The organism is Vibrio sp. VP6 (assembly GCF_028823755.1).
Lineage (GTDB): Bacteria > Pseudomonadota > Gammaproteobacteria > Enterobacterales > Vibrionaceae > Vibrio > Vibrio parahaemolyticus.
The window spans coordinates 12,380-30,547 of record NZ_JAPEID010000029.1 but is presented as its reverse complement, the minus strand read 5'-3'; the positions used below and the strand labels follow the sequence as shown (position 1 = coordinate 30,547).

Here is an 18,168-nt window from a genome sequence, read left to right as displayed (position 1 = left end):
CAAAATTCGATTAATTAGATTAATTGACCTAAATCAATTATCTCATCTAGGCCTCTAGCTTGGCAATTAGTTGGTCTAATTTGTGAGGCTCATCAATACTTATCGTCAACTTCGCTTTTCCGTTTGCAGAACGGCTTAAGGAAACCTTCGCATCAAGTAGTTGACTCAATTTATGCGACATTTGCTCGGCTTCGGTATCTTCTTGTTGAGCTTTTTGCTCATTTTGTGGGGCTAAGCACTTTTTTACTAACTGTTCGGTTTGTCGAACCGTCATTTGCTTTTTAGCCACCATTTGAGCCACTTCGACTTGCTGTTCACCTTCCAGTGCCAGCAGCGCACGAGCATGCCCCATTTCAAGTTGTTTCTCCGCCACCAAGCGTTTAACGTCGGCATCCAATTGGTTGAGACGCAACAAGTTACTCACGGTAGTTCTTGACTTACCAATCACATCCGCCACTTGCTGATGCGTTAGCGAGAACTCATCTTGTAGACGCTCCAATGCTTGCGCCTCTTCAATCACATTCAAGTCTTCACGCTGAATGTTTTCGATCAAAGCCATAGCAATAGCTGCGCGGTCTTCAACTTTCTTAACCAAGCAAGGCACGCGTTTCAGGCCAGCTTGTTTAGCGGCACGCCAGCGACGTTCGCCAGCGATGATCTCAAACTGTCCGCCAACAACCTGACGAACCACGATCGGCTGGATAATGCCTTGCGATTGAATAGAAGCCGCTAATTCTTCAAGCGCTTCAGGTGCCATATCTTTACGCGGTTGGTAGATCCCCGGCTGCAATTGGCCAATGGCTAATTCAGTGAGTTCACCGTCTGCTGACAAGGCTTGGCTTTGCGATGCAATTTGCTGTTTTTCACGAGCAAACGAACTGGTCGACAACAACGCATCCAGTCCTTTTCCTAGACCACGCTTAGACATGGATTGAATTCCTTAGGTTAGAGTTAAACTGGGATTTCTTCGCGGCGGAGCATTTCGCCCGCTAGAGCAAGATACGCTTTGGCGCCAGCTGAGTACTTGTCGTAGTACATCGCTGGTTTACCGTGACTTGGGGCTTCTGCCAAACGCACATTACGCGGGATGACAGTACGGTAGACTTTATTGCCAAAGTGCTTTTTAAGTTGGTCGGATACTTCATTAGACAGGCGGTTGCGCGGGTCGTACATCGTACGCAGTAAACCTTCAATCTTGAGGTTTTCGTTTACCACAGCCGCTAACTTGCTAATCGTATCCATAAGAGCAGTTAAACCTTCTAACGCAAAGTATTCACATTGCATCGGCACCAGCACAGAGTCGGCTGCAGCCATAGCATTGATTGTAAGAAGGTTTAGAGAAGGAGGACAATCAATAAAGATGAAATCATAGTTATCGCGAACTGTCGACAGTGCATTTTTCAAACGAACTTCTCGCGCGAACACTTCCATCAATTTGATCTCAGCTGCCGTTACGTCTCCGTTGGCAGCAATTAGATCGTACTTCCCTGTCGTTTGAGTACAGACCACTTGATCAAATGGGGTTTCTTCCACCAAAAGATCGTATGCAGTGGCATCAACCATGTATTTGTCGACACCACTGGCCATCGTAGCATTGCCTTGAGGGTCGAGATCGATCACCAAAACCTTGCGCTTTGTTGCCGCCATCGAAGCCGCTAAGTTAATGCACGTTGTTGTTTTGCCGACCCCACCTTTCTGGTTGGCGATTGCTACAATTTTACCCACGACTACCTCGCTAATTTTCCTTGCGCGATAAGATTACTAGATGACGATCGCCTTCCAACTCAGGAACAGCTAAAGATATGATCTCGGTCACACTACACCATTCAGGAAGCAGATCCATTTCATCTTTAGGGTGCTGTCCTTTCAACGCAAGAAAGACGCCGTCTTGTTCTTTCGGCAAATGGTGGCACCATTCCACCATGTCCGTCATTGAAGCAAAAGCTCGACTCAAAACGCCATCAAATTTTTCTTCCGGTTGGAATTCTTCGACGCGACTTTGAATTGGTGTCACGTTTTTCAAACCTAACGTGTGGACAACTTGCTTGATAAAACGGATGCGCTTACCGAGGCTATCGAGCAGAAAGAACGTTTTCTCCGGATGCATGATCGCCAAAGGAATACCTGGCAATCCTGGGCCAGTGCCCACATCGATAAAACGTTCACCTTGCAGATGCGTGCCGACCACGATGCTATCAAGGATATGTTTCACTAACATCTCTAAAGGATCGCGAACCGAAGTTAGGTTGTACGCTTTGTTCCACTTATCGAGCAGCTCAACGTAACCGACTAACTGCTCTCGTTGTTTTTCTGAAACGTCTAAATCGGTCTGTGCAATCAGTGAATCAAGCTTGGTTCGTAGTGCACTCATTACTCTTCCTCGCCTTTTTTCAGCAAGCCGTGCTTCTTCAGATGCACAAGAAGAATTGAAATCGCTGCAGGCGTAATGCCGGAAATACGCGAAGCAATGCCAATACTTTCCGGTTTGGCTTCGCTCAGTTTCGCAACCACTTCGTTCGACAAACCTTTTACGTCTTTGTAATCCAAATCCGCAGGCAGTTTTGTGTGTTCGTGGCGAAGTGATTTTTCGATCTCTTCTTGCTGACGCTTGATGTAACCGTCGTATTTCACCTGAATTTCTACTTGTTCTGCCGCTTGTTGATCTTCAAGAGCAGGAGCAAAGGCATCAAGTTGAGTCAATTGTGAGTATGAGATCTCTGGACGACGCAAAAGATCCTCACCACTTGCTTCACGCGCCATTGGCGTTTTCAGCAGTTTGTTCAGTTCATCAATGCCCGCCGAGTTTGGGTTTACCCAAGTAGACTTCAGACGCTGACGCTCGGTTTCCATGTTCTCGATTTTTTCGTTGAAACGCGCCCAACGAACATCATCAATCAAACCAAGTTCACGAGCTTTTTCTGTCAAACGAAGGTCGGCGTTGTCTTCTCGAAGCAATAGGCGGTATTCCGCGCGAGAAGTGAACATGCGGTACGGTTCTTTGGTACCCATGGTCGACAAATCATCAATCAGAACTCCCATGTATGCTTGGTCACGGCGCGGGCTCCAGCCTTCTTTGCCTTGGCTGTACAAGCTTGCGTTCAAGCCCGCCATTAAGCCTTGTGCCGCAGCTTCTTCGTAGCCTGTTGTACCGTTGATTTGGCCAGCAAAGAATAGACCACTGATGAATTTAGTCTCGTAAGTTTGCTTCAAATCACGTGGATCGAAGAAATCGTACTCAATCGCGTAACCAGGACGAACAATGTGTGCGTTCTCGAAGCCTTTCATTGAACGAACGATTTGAACTTGAACATCAAACGGCAAGCTGGTGGAAATACCATTCGGGTATAACTCGTGCGTGGTAAGACCTTCAGGTTCAATGAAAATTTGGTGGCTGTTCTTATCCGCAAAGCGCATCACTTTGTCTTCGATAGACGGACAGTAACGTGGGCCAATTCCTTCGATCACACCTGCGTACATTGGGCTACGATCTAGGTTATTGCGGATCACTTCATGAGTTTGTTCATTGGTATGCGTAATGAAACAAGGAATTTGACGCGGATGGTGTTCGCGCTTACCCATGAATGAGAAAACTGGTGTTGGGTTGTCACCGTGTTGCGCTTCTAGCACTGAGAAATCAACCGTGCGAGCATCAATACGTGGTGGTGTTCCCGTTTTTAGACGATCCACTCGGAATGGCAACTCACGTAAGCGACCCGCCAATGCGATCGATGGTGGATCCCCAGCGCGACCGCCTGAAGAACTTTCCATACCAATGTGGATCTTACCACCAAGGAAAGTACCTACGGTCAGCACAACCGCTTTGGCATGGAATTTAAGACCCATTTGAGTCACAACGCCAACAACGCGATCTTGTTCAACAATCAGATCATCAACCGATTGCTGGAACAGAGTTAGGTTTGGCGCGTTTTCTAATGCGTTGCGTACGTACGCTTTGTACAGAGCGCGATCGGCTTGAGCTCGAGTAGCTCGTACTGCAGGACCTTTCGAAGCATTTAGTGTACGAAATTGAATACCTGCATGGTCGATAGCTTCTGCCATCAAACCGCCCATAGCATCCACTTCTTTTACTAAGTGGCCTTTACCGATACCACCAATCGCCGGATTACAAGACATCTGGCCTAATGTATCGATGTTATGGGTAAGGAGAAGAGTTTTTTGTCCTGTGCGTGCAGATGCGAGCGCGGCTTCCGTTCCTGCGTGTCCGCCACCGACAACAATGACGTCAAAGTTTTCGTGATAAAGCATGAACTGACCTCAGGTATTCAAAGGATTTAATGGACAGATAAAGGAGCAGTATTTTACCTGCTTTATGCCAGAGAGAAAATCGTTTTCTCGTTTTTCCGTTTTAGGCTTCAAGATAAATATATATAAGATCTATATATATGATCTTTTATTGGATCTATTATTAGGATCGACTACTTCTGTGGATAAGTGAAAAATGATCAACAAGATCATGGATCTTCTTTGGATCATATCTTGTGATCATGGTTGGATCTGATCGAGGATTACCTGGGATCAAAAATGGGGTTTATACACAGGGACTAAAATAGATCAAAGTTGTTATTTGGATAACTAAAGGAAAACCACTGGATCTTACCTGACTTATCCACAGACGGTTTGAGTGTTTTTTGTTCAGTTGAAAAGATTTTTTCTACGGAAGGTTATTCACAGAGGGGAAATCAGAGCCGCATCGCGACTCTGTAGGAGATGAGTATGGGGGTTAAAAGCGCTCGATATTCTCTTTTAACCATGCTTCTGCAGCATCTTCTGGGACGTCATGAGCCAGTACATCAATCAACAAGCAATCTGCAATCGGCGTTGCGCCAATATCTTCTAACAAGTTGTAAGCGTGCTTACCGGCAGCGCAGAACGTATCGTAGCTCGAATCACCAATCGCAATGACTGCAAACTTCACGTCGGCCATCTTAGGTGGCGTATTTTGTAATGCTGCGATGAAAGGTTGAATATTGTCTGGATATTCCCCCGCACCGTGGGTAGAGGTGATCACAAGCCAAGTCCCTTGGTTATCGATCTCGTCTAATGACGGTTGGTTGTGGATCGTGGTTTCAAATCCTTGTTCAACGAGCAGATCGCTCAGGTGATCACCGACGTATTCCGCACCACCAAGAGTGCTACCTGTAATAATGTGGATCATACTTCTTCCTTTTGAATGCAATGGACACGATGTGAATCGCGAATAGATGTGTCCATATAAAAAGAAACGCGGCACTAAAACAAGACGTATTGGATTATTTACCGATACAGAATGAAGAGAAGATGCGCCCGAGTAGGTCGTCAGAGCTGAACTCCCCGGTTATCTCATTCAGATGCTGCTGAGTAATGCGTAGCTCTTCGGCAAGGATTTCACCTGCCATATAGCCTTCAAGCTGCTCTTGGCCGATTTGCAGATGCTGGGCTGCACGTTCTAGTGCGTCCAAGTGACGACGGCGCGCCATAAAGCCACCCTCAGTATTACCTGAGAAACCCATGCACTCTTTTAGGTGGTTACGCAGCGCATCGACACCCGCCCCGGTTTTTGCTGAAAGGCGAATCAGAGTAGGATCGTTCACATGACAGATCCCCATATCTTCACCTGTTTGATCCGCTTTGTTGCGGATCACCGTCATGCCAATGCTTTCTGGCAGGCGATCGACAAAATCGGGCCAAATTTCTTTTGGATCGGTGGCGTCGGTCGTCGTGCCATCCACCATAAACAATACGCGGTCGGCTTGCGCGATTTCATCCCAAGCGCGTTCGATACCGATTTTTTCGACTTCATCAGAAGCGTCACGCAAGCCAGCAGTATCGATGATGTGCAAAGGCATACCGTCGATATGGATGTGCTCACGCAGCACGTCACGCGTGGTACCTGCTATGTCTGTTACGATTGCGGACTCTTTGCCCGACAGCGCGTTCAGTAGGCTTGATTTACCCGCATTTGGACGACCAGCAATCACTACTTTCATGCCTTCGCGCATGATCGCGCCTTGGTTCGCTTCTTTGCGTACCGCATCGAGGTTATCGATGATAGCTTGCAGATCTCCTGCAACTTTACCATCGGCAAGAAAATCGATTTCTTCTTCAGGGAAGTCGATGGCCGCTTCCACATAGATGCGAAGATGAATCAGTGATTCCACCAGCGTTTGAATGCGCTGCGAGAACTGGCCTTGTAGCGATTGTAGCGCCGATTTCGCCGCTTCTTCAGAGCTAGCATCAATCAGGTCGGCAATCGCTTCTGCCTGAGTCAAATCCATCTTGTCGTTCAAGAACGCACGTTCCGAGAACTCACCTGGACGGGCAGCTCGTACGCCAGCTATGCCCAGAATACGTTTAATCAGCATATCCATGACCACAGGGCCACCGTGACCTTGCAGTTCTAATACGTCTTCGCCCGTGAACGAGTGCGGGTTAGGGAAGTACAGTGCAATGCCTTGGTCGAGCACCGTGCCATCTTCGGCTTGAAACGGCAGGTATTCAGCGTAACGCGGTTTTAGAGTTTTCCCTGTGACTTCCAATGCCACTTGGTTGGCCTTAGGGCCTGAAACACGAATAATGCCGACACCACCACGACCGGGTGCAGTAGCTTGAGCGACAATCGTATCTGTAGTCATAATCTTGCCTTTTGAGCTGGGCTCGGTGGAGCCATCACTATTAATTAGCTGAATTGTAATCAGCCAAAAACAAAAAGGCGACCTTTTGGCCGCCTTTCTTATTCTTTTGTTAAAAGGTTACTTAGTGTGTAAGCCTTTTTTCTCCAGCGCTTTGTAAATCAAGGTTTGCTGGATCAGAGTAACGATGTTCGACACCAACCAGTACAGAACTAGGCCTGATGGGAAGAACAAGAAGAAGAAGGTAAACATAACCGGCATGAAGGTCATGATCTTCTGCTGCATTGGATCCGTTACGGTTGTTGGGCTCATCTTCTGGATTAGGAACATTGAAGCACCCATCAGTAGTGGCAGGATGTAGTAAGGGTCCTGCGCTGAAAGGTCATGAATCCAACCGAAGAATGGAGAGTGACGAAGCTCAACCGATTCCATTAGCGCCCAGTACAGTGCGATGAAGATAGGCATCTGTAGAACAAGAGGAAGACAGCCACCCAGTGGGTTTACTTTCTCTTTCTTGTACAGTTCCATCATCTCTTGGCTCATGCGTTGACGGTCGTCGCCAATACGCTCACGCATAGCTTGCAGCTTAGGCTGTAGCATGCGCATTTTCGCCATAGACGTGTATTGCGCTTTCGTTAGTGGGTACATTGCACCACGAACGATGAAGGTCAAACAGATGATTGCCACACCCCAGTTACCCACGAAGCTTTGGATGAAAGCAAGCAGTGAGTGAAGTGGTTTAGCGATGAACCATAGCCAGCCGTAGTCCACAACTAGGTCTAGGTTTGGTGCCACTGCTGCCATTTCTTGTTGTAGCTTAGGACCAACCCAAAGTGTTGCTTCAAACTTAGCTTGGTCACCCGTCGCGATCGTTTTGTTCGGCATACGTACGCCGATATCGCCTAGGTTGCCAATTACGCGAGTGTAAAGGTTAGTTCCTGGTTCGTTACGAGGGATCCAAGCAGCTGCGAAGTAGTGTTGGATCATTGCTGCCCAACCTTGGCCATCTGCTAGGTTGATAGACAGGTTACGATCCTGCATATCTTCAAAGCTGTATTTTTTGTAACGAGTATCTTCAGTTGAGTAAGCACCGCCACGGTAGGTTGGCATTGTGATGCTACCACCAGCGTCCATTAGGTTTTGACGTAGGTGTGCGTACATACCGAAGGTTGCGTTGTTACCAGAGTTGTTCGCTACATCGTATTCAACGTTCAGCGCGTAGCTGCCGCGTTTTAATACGTAAGTTTTTGTGTATTCGATGCCGTTTGCAGTAAATGTCATCGGAACGCGTAGTTCGTCTTGACCGTCAGCTAGAGTGAAGCTGTCTGCGCTCACATTGTAGTGAGGACGGTTAGAGCTGCTTAGATCGATACCTTGAGGACCAACAAGACCGCTTTGTGCGATGAATTGATGACCTTGTGTGTCTTTTAGCAGAACGAATGGGTCTGATGAATCAAGTTCAGCAGAGTATTGGTTTAGGTCGGCATGTACCACATCGCCACCAACGGTGTCGATCGACAGAGTTAAAACATCAGTCGTTACTGTGATAGTTTTTGCAGAAGCTTGCTGTTGACCAGGAACTGGGTCCAGCTCATCAGCAAAAGATGGTGCAGGTAGAGTGCTGCTTGATTGAGCCTGTTCAACCGCTTGAGGTGCTGGATTCTTTGCGACTTGCCATTGTTGAAATAGCAAGAAAGAAACCAGTGCCAGAGCGATGAGCAGGATATTACGTTGAGAATCCATCGTTAGTTATCTCTGTCTTGTTTTTGGACTGGTGGAACGGGGTCATACCCCCCTTCATTCAAAGGGTGGCATTTTAATAGACGTTTGCCTGATAACCAACATCCTTTTACAAAACCGTGAGCTCTCAAAGCTTCTAGCGCGTAAGTGGAACAAGTTGGTGTGAACCGGCAACGAGGACCAATCAGAGGGCTGATAAACCAGCGATAAAGATAAACGAGCCCAATGGCTATCCACGTGAAGGGCGAGACAGGCGTTGCCATAGCTTATCAAACAACTTAAAAATTTCCTCATTGCTTAAATCTTGCGCGCTTTTCTTCGCGATCACAACAAAATCTTTGTTTGGAAGTTGATGTTGAGAGTTACGAAAGCTTTCACGAGCCAAACGCTTAAAGCGGTTACGACCGACAGCCGTTTTGATTTGCTTTTTCGGAACAGCTAAACCTAATCGTGGATGAGAAAGTTTGTTATTGCGAGCAATGATGGTGAAATGAGGCGAGCCAGCTCGGTGAGCTTGCTGGAAGACGTTTTGATAATGCTCGGGAGTTAACAAGCGTAACTCCCGATTAAACGCGTACGTGTTCAAAATAAACTAGCGATTATTTTGATAGGCGCGCACGGCCTTTTGCACGACGTGCGTTGATAACTTTACGACCGTTCTTAGTTGCCATGCGAGCACGGAAGCCGTGAGTACGCTTGCGCTTTAGAACTGTAGGTTGAAAAGTGCGTTTCATGATAATTACCTTTACTGATCAGTAGTTTTAGGTTCTTGTTAAACCCGGCGTGGGCATCTGTTTTCTTTATAAAGAAGCTCTTTATATAGAGAAGAACAACCGACGCCTCTCAACAAAGAGGCGGAATTGTAATCACACTCACATAATGTGTCAATGACTCAATGAGTACGAAATTCCGGCCGGGCGATTATACGTAGTGTGAGTAAAATCTCAAGGATCAATCGATCCTGTTGCTTGATCGTTACTCTATTCCTACTTGGTTAAGGAATTTTTTCAAACGAGGATCTTGTGGATTATCGAAAATATCCTGTGGAGAACCTTGTTCGACGATGTTGCCTTCCGCCATAAAGATCACCCGATCGGCGACTTCTTTAGCAAATTGCATCTCGTGTGTTACCACCAGCATGGTTTGATGCTGATTGGCTAACTTCTTCATTAATGAGAGAACTTCACCGACCCATTCCGGATCCAGCGCGGAAGTTGGCTCATCAAAAAGTAACAGTTCTGGCTGTAACGCCATAGCGCGGCCGATGCCGACACGCTGCTGCTGGCCACCAGATAGAGCTGCCGGGTAGCTGTCACCTTTCTCGCCAAGGCCAATATCATCCAGAATCTGCTGTGCACGAGTCAGAGCTTCCTGTTTCTTCCAGCCACGCACGGTAATCAAACCTTCGGCAATATTCTGGCGAGCCGTCATGTGCGCAAAAAGGGCATAGTTTTGGAAAACAAACCCAGTACGGCGACGCAGCGCCAAGACTTCGGCTTTCGTGTGCTTTTGTGTATCGACAGAGATGTCGTCGATAGTGATACGACCTTCGTCGGCTTGCTCAAGGAAGTTAACGGTGCGCAACAGGGTCGACTTACCCGTACCGCTAGAGCCGATAATCACGATGATCTCACCCTGTTTGATATCGAGATCAATGCCTTTCAGGACTTCAGTATCGCCAAAGCGCTTGTGGATATTTTCTAATTTGATCATCGTACGTACGCCTTATTCAGTTTCGCTTCAGCCCAAATTTGTACTCGAGTCAGAATCACCACCACGCCCCAGTAAATCAGAGCAACGGCTAGGAATGCTTCAAAGAAACGAAAGCTTGAAGAGGCTTCCATTTGCGCTTTAGCCATGATTTCTGCCACGCCAAGCGTAAAGGCGAGGGAAGTCGACTTAATCATATCAATGAAGTAGTTCATCAATGAGGGCAGTGCTACTCGTGTTGCTTGTGGCAGAATCACGCGACGCATCGCTTGTGGCGTTGTCATGCCGACCGATAGGCTCGCTTCCATTTGGCTACGATCAATACCGATGATTGCAGCACGAATACTCTCGGCCATATAAGCGGCAAAGTGCAACGTTAAACCAATCACTGCGGCAGAAAATGCATCGATACCCACCATCACAGGGAAGATTTGTGGCAAGCCGTAATAAAGCAGGAAAAGTTGTACTAACAGTGGGGTACCACGGAAGAAGCTGATGTACAGTTGACTCAATTGGTCGAGAACTGGCAGCTTAAATACGCGAATGTTCGCCAAAATGACGGCTAAAATCAGTGAAAAGACCAAGCCCCATGTGGCCATTTCCATGGTTGTGCCAAGATATTTGAGCAATATCGGCAGCAGTTCCAACATGTAATTAAAATCAAATCCCATACGGCTTACCTAAAGGCTAGAGAAAAGAAAAGGTGGAAAACAATGTTCCACCTTCACATGAGTTTATTTTAGGTCGAGAGTTGCGATTGTTCGCATTCTCGAAAGCAAAGTAGCATTACTTCGTGATGTCAGCACCAAACCACTTCACTGAAATCTTTTCTACTGTACCATCTGCACGCATCTCTGCTAGTGCTTTATTCACTTCCGCTTGTAGCTTCTGACCTTTTTCATTGTTGACGAAAGGCCATGCGTTTTGAATGGTTTCAAACGGTTCACCAGCCAGTTCCAGTGGCAGACCTGTTTTCTTGATCAGTTCTAGCGCAGACAAACGGTCCATCACGAAAGCGTCTGCACGGCCAAGCGCAACATCATGCTCGATACCAGTGTCGTAAGTTTTGATGTTGATTTTGCCATCTTTGTCGTATTGGCGTAGTAACTGCTCAAAGTTAGAACCTAGGTTAACCGCAACGGTTTTGCCTGCTAGATCGTCTACACCTTTGATGCTGTCGTTGCCTTTACGTACCGTGATTTGCGCGCCGTCGATCACATAAGGGTCTGCAAACAGGTATTTCGCTTTGCGCTCATCTGTCATGGTGATTTGGTTTGAGATTGTATCGATGCGGCCAGTTTCTAAAAGACCAAACAAACCTGAGAAGTTCGACGTCACGTATTCGATCTTGTAGTCGTTACGCTTACCGATCTCATCCCACATATCCACCTCAAAGCCTTGTAGCTTGTCTTGCTTCACGAAAGTGAATGGGAAGTAACGGCCAGACATGCCCACCTTGACTTCAGTTGCGGCAGTGTCGACTGCCGCTTGAACTGTCGCGGCAGATAGTGCGATGGCTGCAACGGCAACCTTAACCCAGTTTTTCATAATACATCTCCATATTTTTATAGTTGGAAATACTACTGTTAGTTAGCTCAATTAAATAAATAACCAAGAGCAATAACCTAGACCAGAGAGTAATAAGTTCTCATTTGGTTTAGATAATAGACAATTTGGCAAGGAGGCGATGGAAAAACGATCGAATCAAAGCGAAAGGATCGAAAAAAGAGGCGCTGGAAAGAAAATAATACACAGAGTTATCACCAATCTGTCGATCTCGCTAAATTTGCCCAAATGTGGATCAATGTGTGGGCAAATTTGGGGCAAGGTGTGTTGATCTCACCAAGTTTGGCGAAATAATTGTGAATAACTTAGATCTTATTCACTTGATCGTCGATCAATTGCTGGCGATCTTGGTTATCAACAGGTAAAATTGCCAGTCTTTTCCGATAATTCAATTACTCAGTGGGGGCACCGTGTCATCTTCGCTTTGGCTGCAATGTTTGCAGCAGCTTCAAGAAGAGCTACCAGCTACAGAATTCAGTATGTGGGTTCGTCCGTTACAAGCGGAGCTCAATGACAATACTCTCACTCTATTCGCGCCAAACCGCTTTGTGTTGGATTGGGTGCGTGATAAGTATCTGAACAGCATTACTCGTTTACTGCAGGAATACTGTGGTAACGACATCCCGAATTTACGCTTTGAAGTGGGCAGTCGCCCAGTTTCTGCGCCTAAGCCAGCACCGACACGTACGCCGGCGGATGTGGCTGCGGAATCTTCAGCGCCTGCGCAGTTGCAAGCACGTAAACCTGTGCACAAAACATGGGATGACGACCCTCAAGCGATTGCAGCGATCAATCACCGCTCAAACATGAACCCAAAACATAAGTTCGACAACTTCGTAGAAGGTAAATCGAACCAACTGGGTTTGGCTGCGGCGCGTCAGGTATCGGATAACCCAGGAGCAGCCTACAACCCACTGTTCCTTTACGGTGGTACTGGTCTAGGTAAAACTCACTTGCTTCACGCTGTGGGTAACGCGATTGTGGATAACAACCCGAACGCGAAAGTGGTGTACATGCACTCTGAGCGTTTCGTGCAAGACATGGTAAAAGCACTGCAAAACAATGCGATTGAAGAGTTCAAACGCTACTACCGCAGTGTGGATGCACTCCTTATCGATGACATCCAATTCTTTGCCAACAAAGAGCGCTCACAAGAAGAATTCTTCCATACCTTCAACGCATTGTTGGAAGGTAACCAACAGATCATCCTAACTTCTGACCGTTATCCAAAAGAGATCAGCGGGGTAGAGGATCGTCTGAAATCGCGCTTTGGTTGGGGTCTAACGGTTGCGATCGAGCCGCCTGAGCTAGAGACGCGTGTGGCGATTTTGATGAAGAAAGCTGAAGACCATCAAATTCATTTGGCTGACGAAGTTGCGTTCTTTATTGCAAAACGTCTGCGTTCCAACGTTCGTGAGTTGGAAGGCGCGTTGAACCGAGTCATTGCCAACGCGAACTTTACTGGCCGCCCAATCACCATCGACTTCGTTCGCGAAGCGCTGCGCGATCTGCTGGCGCTGCAAGAGAAGTTGGTGACCATTGACAACATTCAAAAGACGGTTGCTGAGTACTACAAAATCAAAGTGGCGGATCTGCTGTCTAAACGTCGTTCTCGCTCCGTTGCACGTCCTCGTCAATTGGCGATGGCACTGGCTAAAGAGCTAACTAACCACAGCTTGCCAGAAATCGGTGATGCGTTTGGTGGCCGAGACCATACGACTGTTTTGCATGCATGTCGCAAGATTGAGCAGCTGCGTGAAGAGAGCCACGATATTAAGGAAGATTACTCGAACTTGATTCGCACCCTGTCTTCTTAATCGGTTAGAATAACGGTATTCTAAGCAAATCAATTTTTGAGCTGACAGCGTAAAGAGCCAAGCATGAAATTTACTATTGAACGTAGTCATTTAATCAAACCGCTACAACAGGTTTCGGGCGCTTTGGGTGGCCGACCAACCCTGCCTATTTTGGGCAACCTACTGATTAAAGTAGAAGAGAACGTGCTATCAATGACCGCGACTGACTTAGAAGTGGAATTGGTGAGCAAAGTGACTCTAGAAGGGGATTTCGAAGCGGGTAGCATTACCGTTCCTTCGCGTAAGTTTCTCGATATTTGCCGTGGCTTACCAGACGATGCGATCATCACTTTTGTGTTAGAAGGCGATCGCGTTCAAGTTCGTTCTGGTCGCAGCCGTTTCTCACTGGCAACGCTACCAGCGAATGACTTCCCGAACATTGAAGATTGGCAAAGTGAAGTTGAAGTATCACTGAGCCAAGCGGATCTGCGTACGCTTATCGACAAAACTCAGTTCTCGATGGCAAACCAAGACGTACGTTACTACCTCAACGGTATGTTGTTTGAAATCGATGGCACGACACTGCGTAGTGTGGCGACCGACGGTCACCGTATGGCAGTATCGCAAACTCAACTAGGTGCTGACTTCGCCCAAAAGCAAATCATCGTGCCACGCAAAGGTGTGCAGGAATTGGTTAAGCTGATGGATGCGCCAGAGCAACCTGTCGTTTTGCAAATTGGCAGCTCAAACGTGCGTGCAGAAGTGAACAACTTTATCTTCACGTCTAAACTGGTTGATGGCCGTTTCCCTGACTATCGCCGCGTATTACCGCAACATACCAACAAAACACTGATCGCAAGTTGTGATGAATTGCGCCAAGCGTTCTCGCGTGCTGCGATTCTTTCTAACGAAAAGTTCCGTGGTGTGCGTGTTAACTTAGCGGGCAGCGAAATGCGCATTACGGCAAACAACCCAGAGCAGGAAGAAGCCGAAGAGATGCTGGATGTGACCTTTGAAGGTGACCCAATTGAAATCGGCTTCAACGTTAGCTACGTGTTGGATGTGCTGAACACGCTACGTTGCGAGAAGGTACAAGTGTCGATGTCGGATGCCAATGCCAGTGCATTGATTGAAAATGCCGACGATGACAGTGCCATGTACGTGGTGATGCCAATTCGTCTATAAGCCAACTGAATGCCTCTTTCTCGTCTCATCATTCAGCAGTTTCGCAACATTAAAGCCTGTGATATTCAGTTATCAGCAGGCTTTAACTTTCTTATTGGACCGAACGGTAGTGGCAAAACCAGTGTCCTAGAAGCGATTTATTTACTTGGGCATGGTCGCTCATTCAAAAGCTCTCTCACTGGTCGTGTGATTCAAAATGAGTGTGATGAACTGTTTGTTCATGGTCGTTTTTTGAACTCGGATCAATTTGAGCTACCTATCGGCATTAATAAGCAGCGCGATGGCTCGACAGAGGTTAAAATAGGCGGTCAATCTGGGCAAAAATTGGCGCAATTGGCGCAAGTGTTACCGCTGCAGTTGATACATCCAGAAGGGTTTGATTTACTGACGGATGGTCCAAAACATCGCCGTGCATTCATCGATTGGGGCGTGTTTCATACCGAGCCAGCATTTTATGATGCATGGGGTCGTTTTAAGCGTCTCAACAAACAGAGAAATGCGCTGTTGAAGACCGCGAGTAGCTATCGTGAGCTCAGTTATTGGGATCAAGAGATGGCGCGTTTGGCGGAAAACATCAGCCAGTGGCGGTCACTGTACATTGAACAGATGAAAACCGTCGCAGAAACGATCTGTCAGACATTTTTGCCAGAATTTGAGATCCAATTGAAGTATTATCGTGGTTGGGATAAAGACACTCCATACCAAGAAATACTAGAAAAGAATTTCGAGCGTGATCAGTCTTTGGGGTACACCTTTAGTGGCCCAAACAAAGCTGATTTGCGCATTAAAGTGAATGGAACGCCCGTTGAGGATGTTCTGTCACGCGGTCAGTTAAAGTTGATGGTGTGTGCGTTGCGTGTGGCGCAAGGGCAACATCTTACAGCGATGACCGGTAAACAATGCATTTACCTAATTGACGACTTTGCGTCGGAATTAGATAGCCAACGTCGCAAGCGTCTTGCAGATTGCTTGAAAGAGACAGGCGCACAAGTATTTGTAAGCTCTATCACTGAAAACCAAATCGCCGACATGCTCGACGATAATGGCAAATTGTTTCATGTGGAACATGGCAGGATAGAGTCAAACTAGAAGAGAGAAACTCATGTCTGAAAATTACGATTCATCGAGTATTAAGGTACTGAAGGGTCTGGATGCGGTACGTAAGCGTCCAGGTATGTACATCGGGGACACGGACGACGGCACCGGCCTTCACCACATGGTTTTCGAGGTGGTGGATAACTCAATTGATGAAGCGTTGGCAGGTCACTGTAAAGACATCGTTGTGACAATTCATGAGGACAACTCGGTTTCCGTTAGCGATGATGGTCGTGGCATTCCAACAGAAATGCACCCAGAAGAAAAAGTATCAGCAGCAGAAGTTATCATGACCGTACTGCACGCTGGTGGTAAGTTCGATGATAACTCGTACAAAGTATCAGGCGGTCTTCACGGTGTGGGTGTTTCGGTAGTAAACGCACTGTCAGAAAAAGTGGTACTAACCATCCATCGTGGCGGTCATATCCACACGCAAACTTACCGTCATGGTGAGCCTGAAGCGCCTCTAGCGGTTGTGGGTGATACGGATAAAACCGGTACACAAATTCGTTTCTGGCCAAGTGCAGAAACTTTCTCTAACACTGAATTCCATTACGACATCCTAGCAAAACGTCTGCGTGAGCTATCGTTCTTGAACTCAGGCGTTTCTATCAAGCTTATTGATGAGCGCGAAGCGGACAAGCAAGACCACTTCATGTATGAAGGTGGTATTCAAGCGTTCGTTCAGCACTTAAACACCAACAAAACACCAATCATCGAGAAAATCTTCCACTTCGACTTAGAACGTGAAGACGGCATCTCGGTAGAAGTGGCAATGCAGTGGAACGATGGTTTCCAAGAGAACATCTTCTGTTTCACCAACAACATTCCACAGCGCGATGGTGGTACTCACCTTGCTGGTTTCCGTGCGGCACTAACACGTACGCTAAACAGCTTTATGGATAAAGAAGGCTTCTCGAAGAAAGCGAAAACAGCAACATCAGGCGACGATGCGCGTGAAGGTTTGACTGCCGTTGTTTCAGTAAAAGTGCCTGATCCAAAATTCTCGAGCCAAACCAAAGACAAACTGGTTTCTTCTGAAGTGAAATCAGCGGTTGAATCGGCGATGGGTGAGAAATTATCTGAGTTCTTGGTCGAAAACCCAAGCGAAGCGAAGATGGTTTGTTCGAAAATCATCGATGCAGCACGTGCACGTGAAGCCGCACGTAAAGCGCGTGAAATGACTCGTCGTAAAGGCGCGCTAGACCTAGCAGGCCTACCAGGCAAACTTGCAGACTGTCAGGAAAAAGATCCGGCACTCTCTGAACTATACATTGTGGAGGGTGACTCTGCGGGTGGTTCAGCTAAGCAGGGTCGTAATCGTAAGAATCAGGCAATCCTACCACTGAAAGGTAAGATCCTGAACGTAGAAAAAGCACGTTTCGACAAGATGTTGTCTTCGCAAGAAGTTGCAACGCTTATTACAGCACTTGGCTGTGGTATCGGTCGTGACGAGTACAACCCGGACAAACTGCGTTACCACAACATCATCATCATGACCGATGCTGACGTCGATGGTTCGCACATCCGTACGCTACTGTTGACTTTCTTCTACCGTCAAATGCCAGAGCTTATCGAGCGTGGCTACGTGTACATTGCTCAGCCACCACTATACAAAGTGAAGAAGGGCAAACAAGAGCAGTACATCAAAGATGAAGAAGCGATGAACCAATACCAAGTATCATTGGCATTGGACAACGCATCACTGCACGTAAACGCAGAAGCTCCAGCTCTAGCTGGCGAAGCACTAGAAAAACTGGTTCAACAATACAATGCAGGTATCAAGCTTGCTGATCGTATGAGCCGTCGTTACCCTCGCGCCTTAGTGCATGAGCTTATCTACACATCTCGTCTAACGGCTGAGCAGTGTCATGATGCAGCAGCAGTAGAAGCTTGGACAAAACAACTTGTTGAGCAACTAAACGCGAAAGAAGTGGGTGCAAGCCAATATAGCTACGAAGTGGAGCTGCACGCAGAGCTTGGTTTGAGCCTGCCTAAGATCATCGTTCGTACACACGGTGTGACTCACGAGCATGCGCTAAGTGTTGATTTCCTAAACTCAAAAGAATACGGCAAGCTGGCGGACCTTTCTGAAGTCCTAGACGGTCTTCTAGAAGAGGGCGCGTACATCAAACGTGGTGAACGTACTCTGCCAGTATCAAGCTTTGCTGAAGCACTTGAGTGGTTGGTTAAAGAATCGATGCGTGGTCTAAGCCGTCAGCGCTACAAAGGTCTAGGTGAGATGAACCCAGATCAGCTTTGGGAAACCACAATGGACCCAGAGACGCGTCGCATGATGCAAGTAACGATTGAAGATGCGGTAGGCGCAGACCAATTGTTCACAACGCTAATGGGTGACCAAGTTGAACCTCGTCGTCACTTCATCGAAGAGAACGCACTGAAGGTTGCAAACCTAGACGTGTAGCGACAAGCGTTTTTGGATAGAA

General features: G+C 47.1%; 17 protein-coding genes. 4 read left to right on the top strand and 13 right to left on the bottom strand.

What is annotated here, in order from left to right; translation table 11 throughout:
* Positions 1 to 46: 46 nt before the first annotated feature.
* The 13 genes from OU793_RS17240 to OU793_RS17180 form a co-directional block, all read right to left on the bottom strand.
* Positions 47 to 928, bottom strand: a complete 882-nt coding sequence (locus OU793_RS17240) for a ParB/RepB/Spo0J family partition protein (protein WP_005458443.1) — start codon at positions 926 to 928, stop codon at positions 47 to 49.
* Positions 929 to 951: 23 nt separating this feature from the next.
* Complete coding sequence (locus OU793_RS17235; RefSeq protein ID WP_005458453.1) at positions 952 to 1,725, bottom strand: ParA family protein; 774 nt, start codon at positions 1,723 to 1,725, stop codon at positions 952 to 954.
* A gap of 10 nt (positions 1,726 to 1,735) precedes the next feature.
* A complete protein-coding gene (gene rsmG / locus OU793_RS17230; protein ID WP_005458456.1) occupies positions 1,736 to 2,371 on the bottom strand; it encodes a 16S rRNA (guanine(527)-N(7))-methyltransferase RsmG in 636 nt (211 codons plus the stop codon).
* On the bottom strand, positions 2,371 to 4,266 hold the full coding sequence (mnmG, locus tag OU793_RS17225) for a tRNA uridine-5-carboxymethylaminomethyl(34) synthesis enzyme MnmG (RefSeq protein ID WP_140103296.1): 1,896 nt from the start codon (positions 4,264 to 4,266) through the stop codon (positions 2,371 to 2,373). The genes rsmG and mnmG overlap by 1 nt, the downstream gene beginning before the upstream one ends.
* 475 nt (positions 4,267 to 4,741) lie before the next feature.
* Complete coding sequence (gene mioC / locus OU793_RS17220; protein ID WP_005458506.1) at positions 4,742 to 5,176, bottom strand: FMN-binding protein MioC; 435 nt, start codon at positions 5,174 to 5,176, stop codon at positions 4,742 to 4,744.
* Positions 5,177 to 5,270: 94 nt separating this feature from the next.
* Positions 5,271 to 6,632: a tRNA uridine-5-carboxymethylaminomethyl(34) synthesis GTPase MnmE gene (gene mnmE / locus OU793_RS17215; RefSeq protein ID WP_005458483.1), complete on the bottom strand. Its 1,362-nt coding sequence runs from the start codon at positions 6,630 to 6,632 to the stop codon at positions 5,271 to 5,273.
* A gap of 117 nt (positions 6,633 to 6,749) precedes the next feature.
* Complete coding sequence (gene yidC, locus OU793_RS17210; protein ID WP_005497514.1) at positions 6,750 to 8,372, bottom strand: membrane protein insertase YidC; 1,623 nt, start codon at positions 8,370 to 8,372, stop codon at positions 6,750 to 6,752.
* Positions 8,373 to 8,374: 2 nt separating this feature from the next.
* Positions 8,375 to 8,632, bottom strand: coding sequence for a membrane protein insertion efficiency factor YidD (gene yidD, locus OU793_RS17205; RefSeq protein WP_005378822.1), 258 nt, complete (start codon positions 8,630 to 8,632; stop codon positions 8,375 to 8,377).
* Positions 8,599 to 8,922 (bottom strand): ribonuclease P protein component, encoded by a 324-nt coding sequence (rnpA, locus tag OU793_RS17200; RefSeq protein ID WP_015296021.1) that lies wholly within the window; start codon positions 8,920 to 8,922, stop codon positions 8,599 to 8,601. The genes yidD and rnpA overlap by 34 nt, the downstream gene beginning before the upstream one ends.
* Before the next feature lie 46 nt (positions 8,923 to 8,968).
* On the bottom strand, positions 8,969 to 9,103 hold the full coding sequence (gene rpmH, locus OU793_RS17195) for a 50S ribosomal protein L34 (RefSeq protein WP_005378825.1): 135 nt from the start codon (positions 9,101 to 9,103) through the stop codon (positions 8,969 to 8,971).
* 241 nt (positions 9,104 to 9,344) lie between these two features.
* Complete coding sequence (locus tag OU793_RS17190; RefSeq protein ID WP_005481188.1) at positions 9,345 to 10,082, bottom strand: amino acid ABC transporter ATP-binding protein; 738 nt, start codon at positions 10,080 to 10,082, stop codon at positions 9,345 to 9,347.
* Positions 10,079 to 10,750 carry an amino acid ABC transporter permease gene (locus OU793_RS17185; RefSeq protein WP_005497519.1) on the bottom strand — a complete coding sequence of 224 codons (672 nt, stop codon included), beginning with the start codon at positions 10,748 to 10,750 and terminating at the stop codon, positions 10,079 to 10,081. Before OU793_RS17185 ends, OU793_RS17190 begins: the two co-directional genes overlap by 4 nt.
* 115 nt (positions 10,751 to 10,865) lie before the next feature.
* Complete coding sequence (locus OU793_RS17180) at positions 10,866 to 11,627, bottom strand: amino acid ABC transporter substrate-binding protein (protein ID WP_020904417.1); 762 nt, start codon at positions 11,625 to 11,627, stop codon at positions 10,866 to 10,868.
* A 428-nt stretch (positions 11,628 to 12,055) separates the two neighbouring features.
* On the opposite strand from OU793_RS17180, the gene dnaA reads away from it, so the two are divergent.
* From dnaA to gyrB, 4 genes are all read left to right on the top strand, one after another.
* The gene (gene dnaA, locus OU793_RS17175; protein WP_005488867.1) at positions 12,056 to 13,462 is read left to right on the top strand and encodes a chromosomal replication initiator protein DnaA; all 1,407 of its coding nucleotides are present in this window, start codon (positions 12,056 to 12,058) and stop codon (positions 13,460 to 13,462) included.
* 63 nt (positions 13,463 to 13,525) lie between these two features.
* A complete protein-coding gene (gene dnaN / locus OU793_RS17170; RefSeq protein WP_005486165.1) occupies positions 13,526 to 14,626 on the top strand; it encodes a DNA polymerase III subunit beta in 1,101 nt (366 codons plus the stop codon).
* A gap of 9 nt (positions 14,627 to 14,635) precedes the next feature.
* A complete protein-coding gene (gene recF / locus OU793_RS17165; RefSeq protein ID WP_005458661.1) occupies positions 14,636 to 15,715 on the top strand; it encodes a DNA replication/repair protein RecF in 1,080 nt (359 codons plus the stop codon).
* A gap of 13 nt (positions 15,716 to 15,728) precedes the next feature.
* Entirely contained in the window at positions 15,729 to 18,146 is a 2,418-nt protein-coding gene (gene gyrB / locus OU793_RS17160; RefSeq protein WP_005458663.1) for a DNA topoisomerase (ATP-hydrolyzing) subunit B, read from the top strand.
* The last annotated feature ends 22 nt before the right edge of the window (positions 18,147 to 18,168 follow it).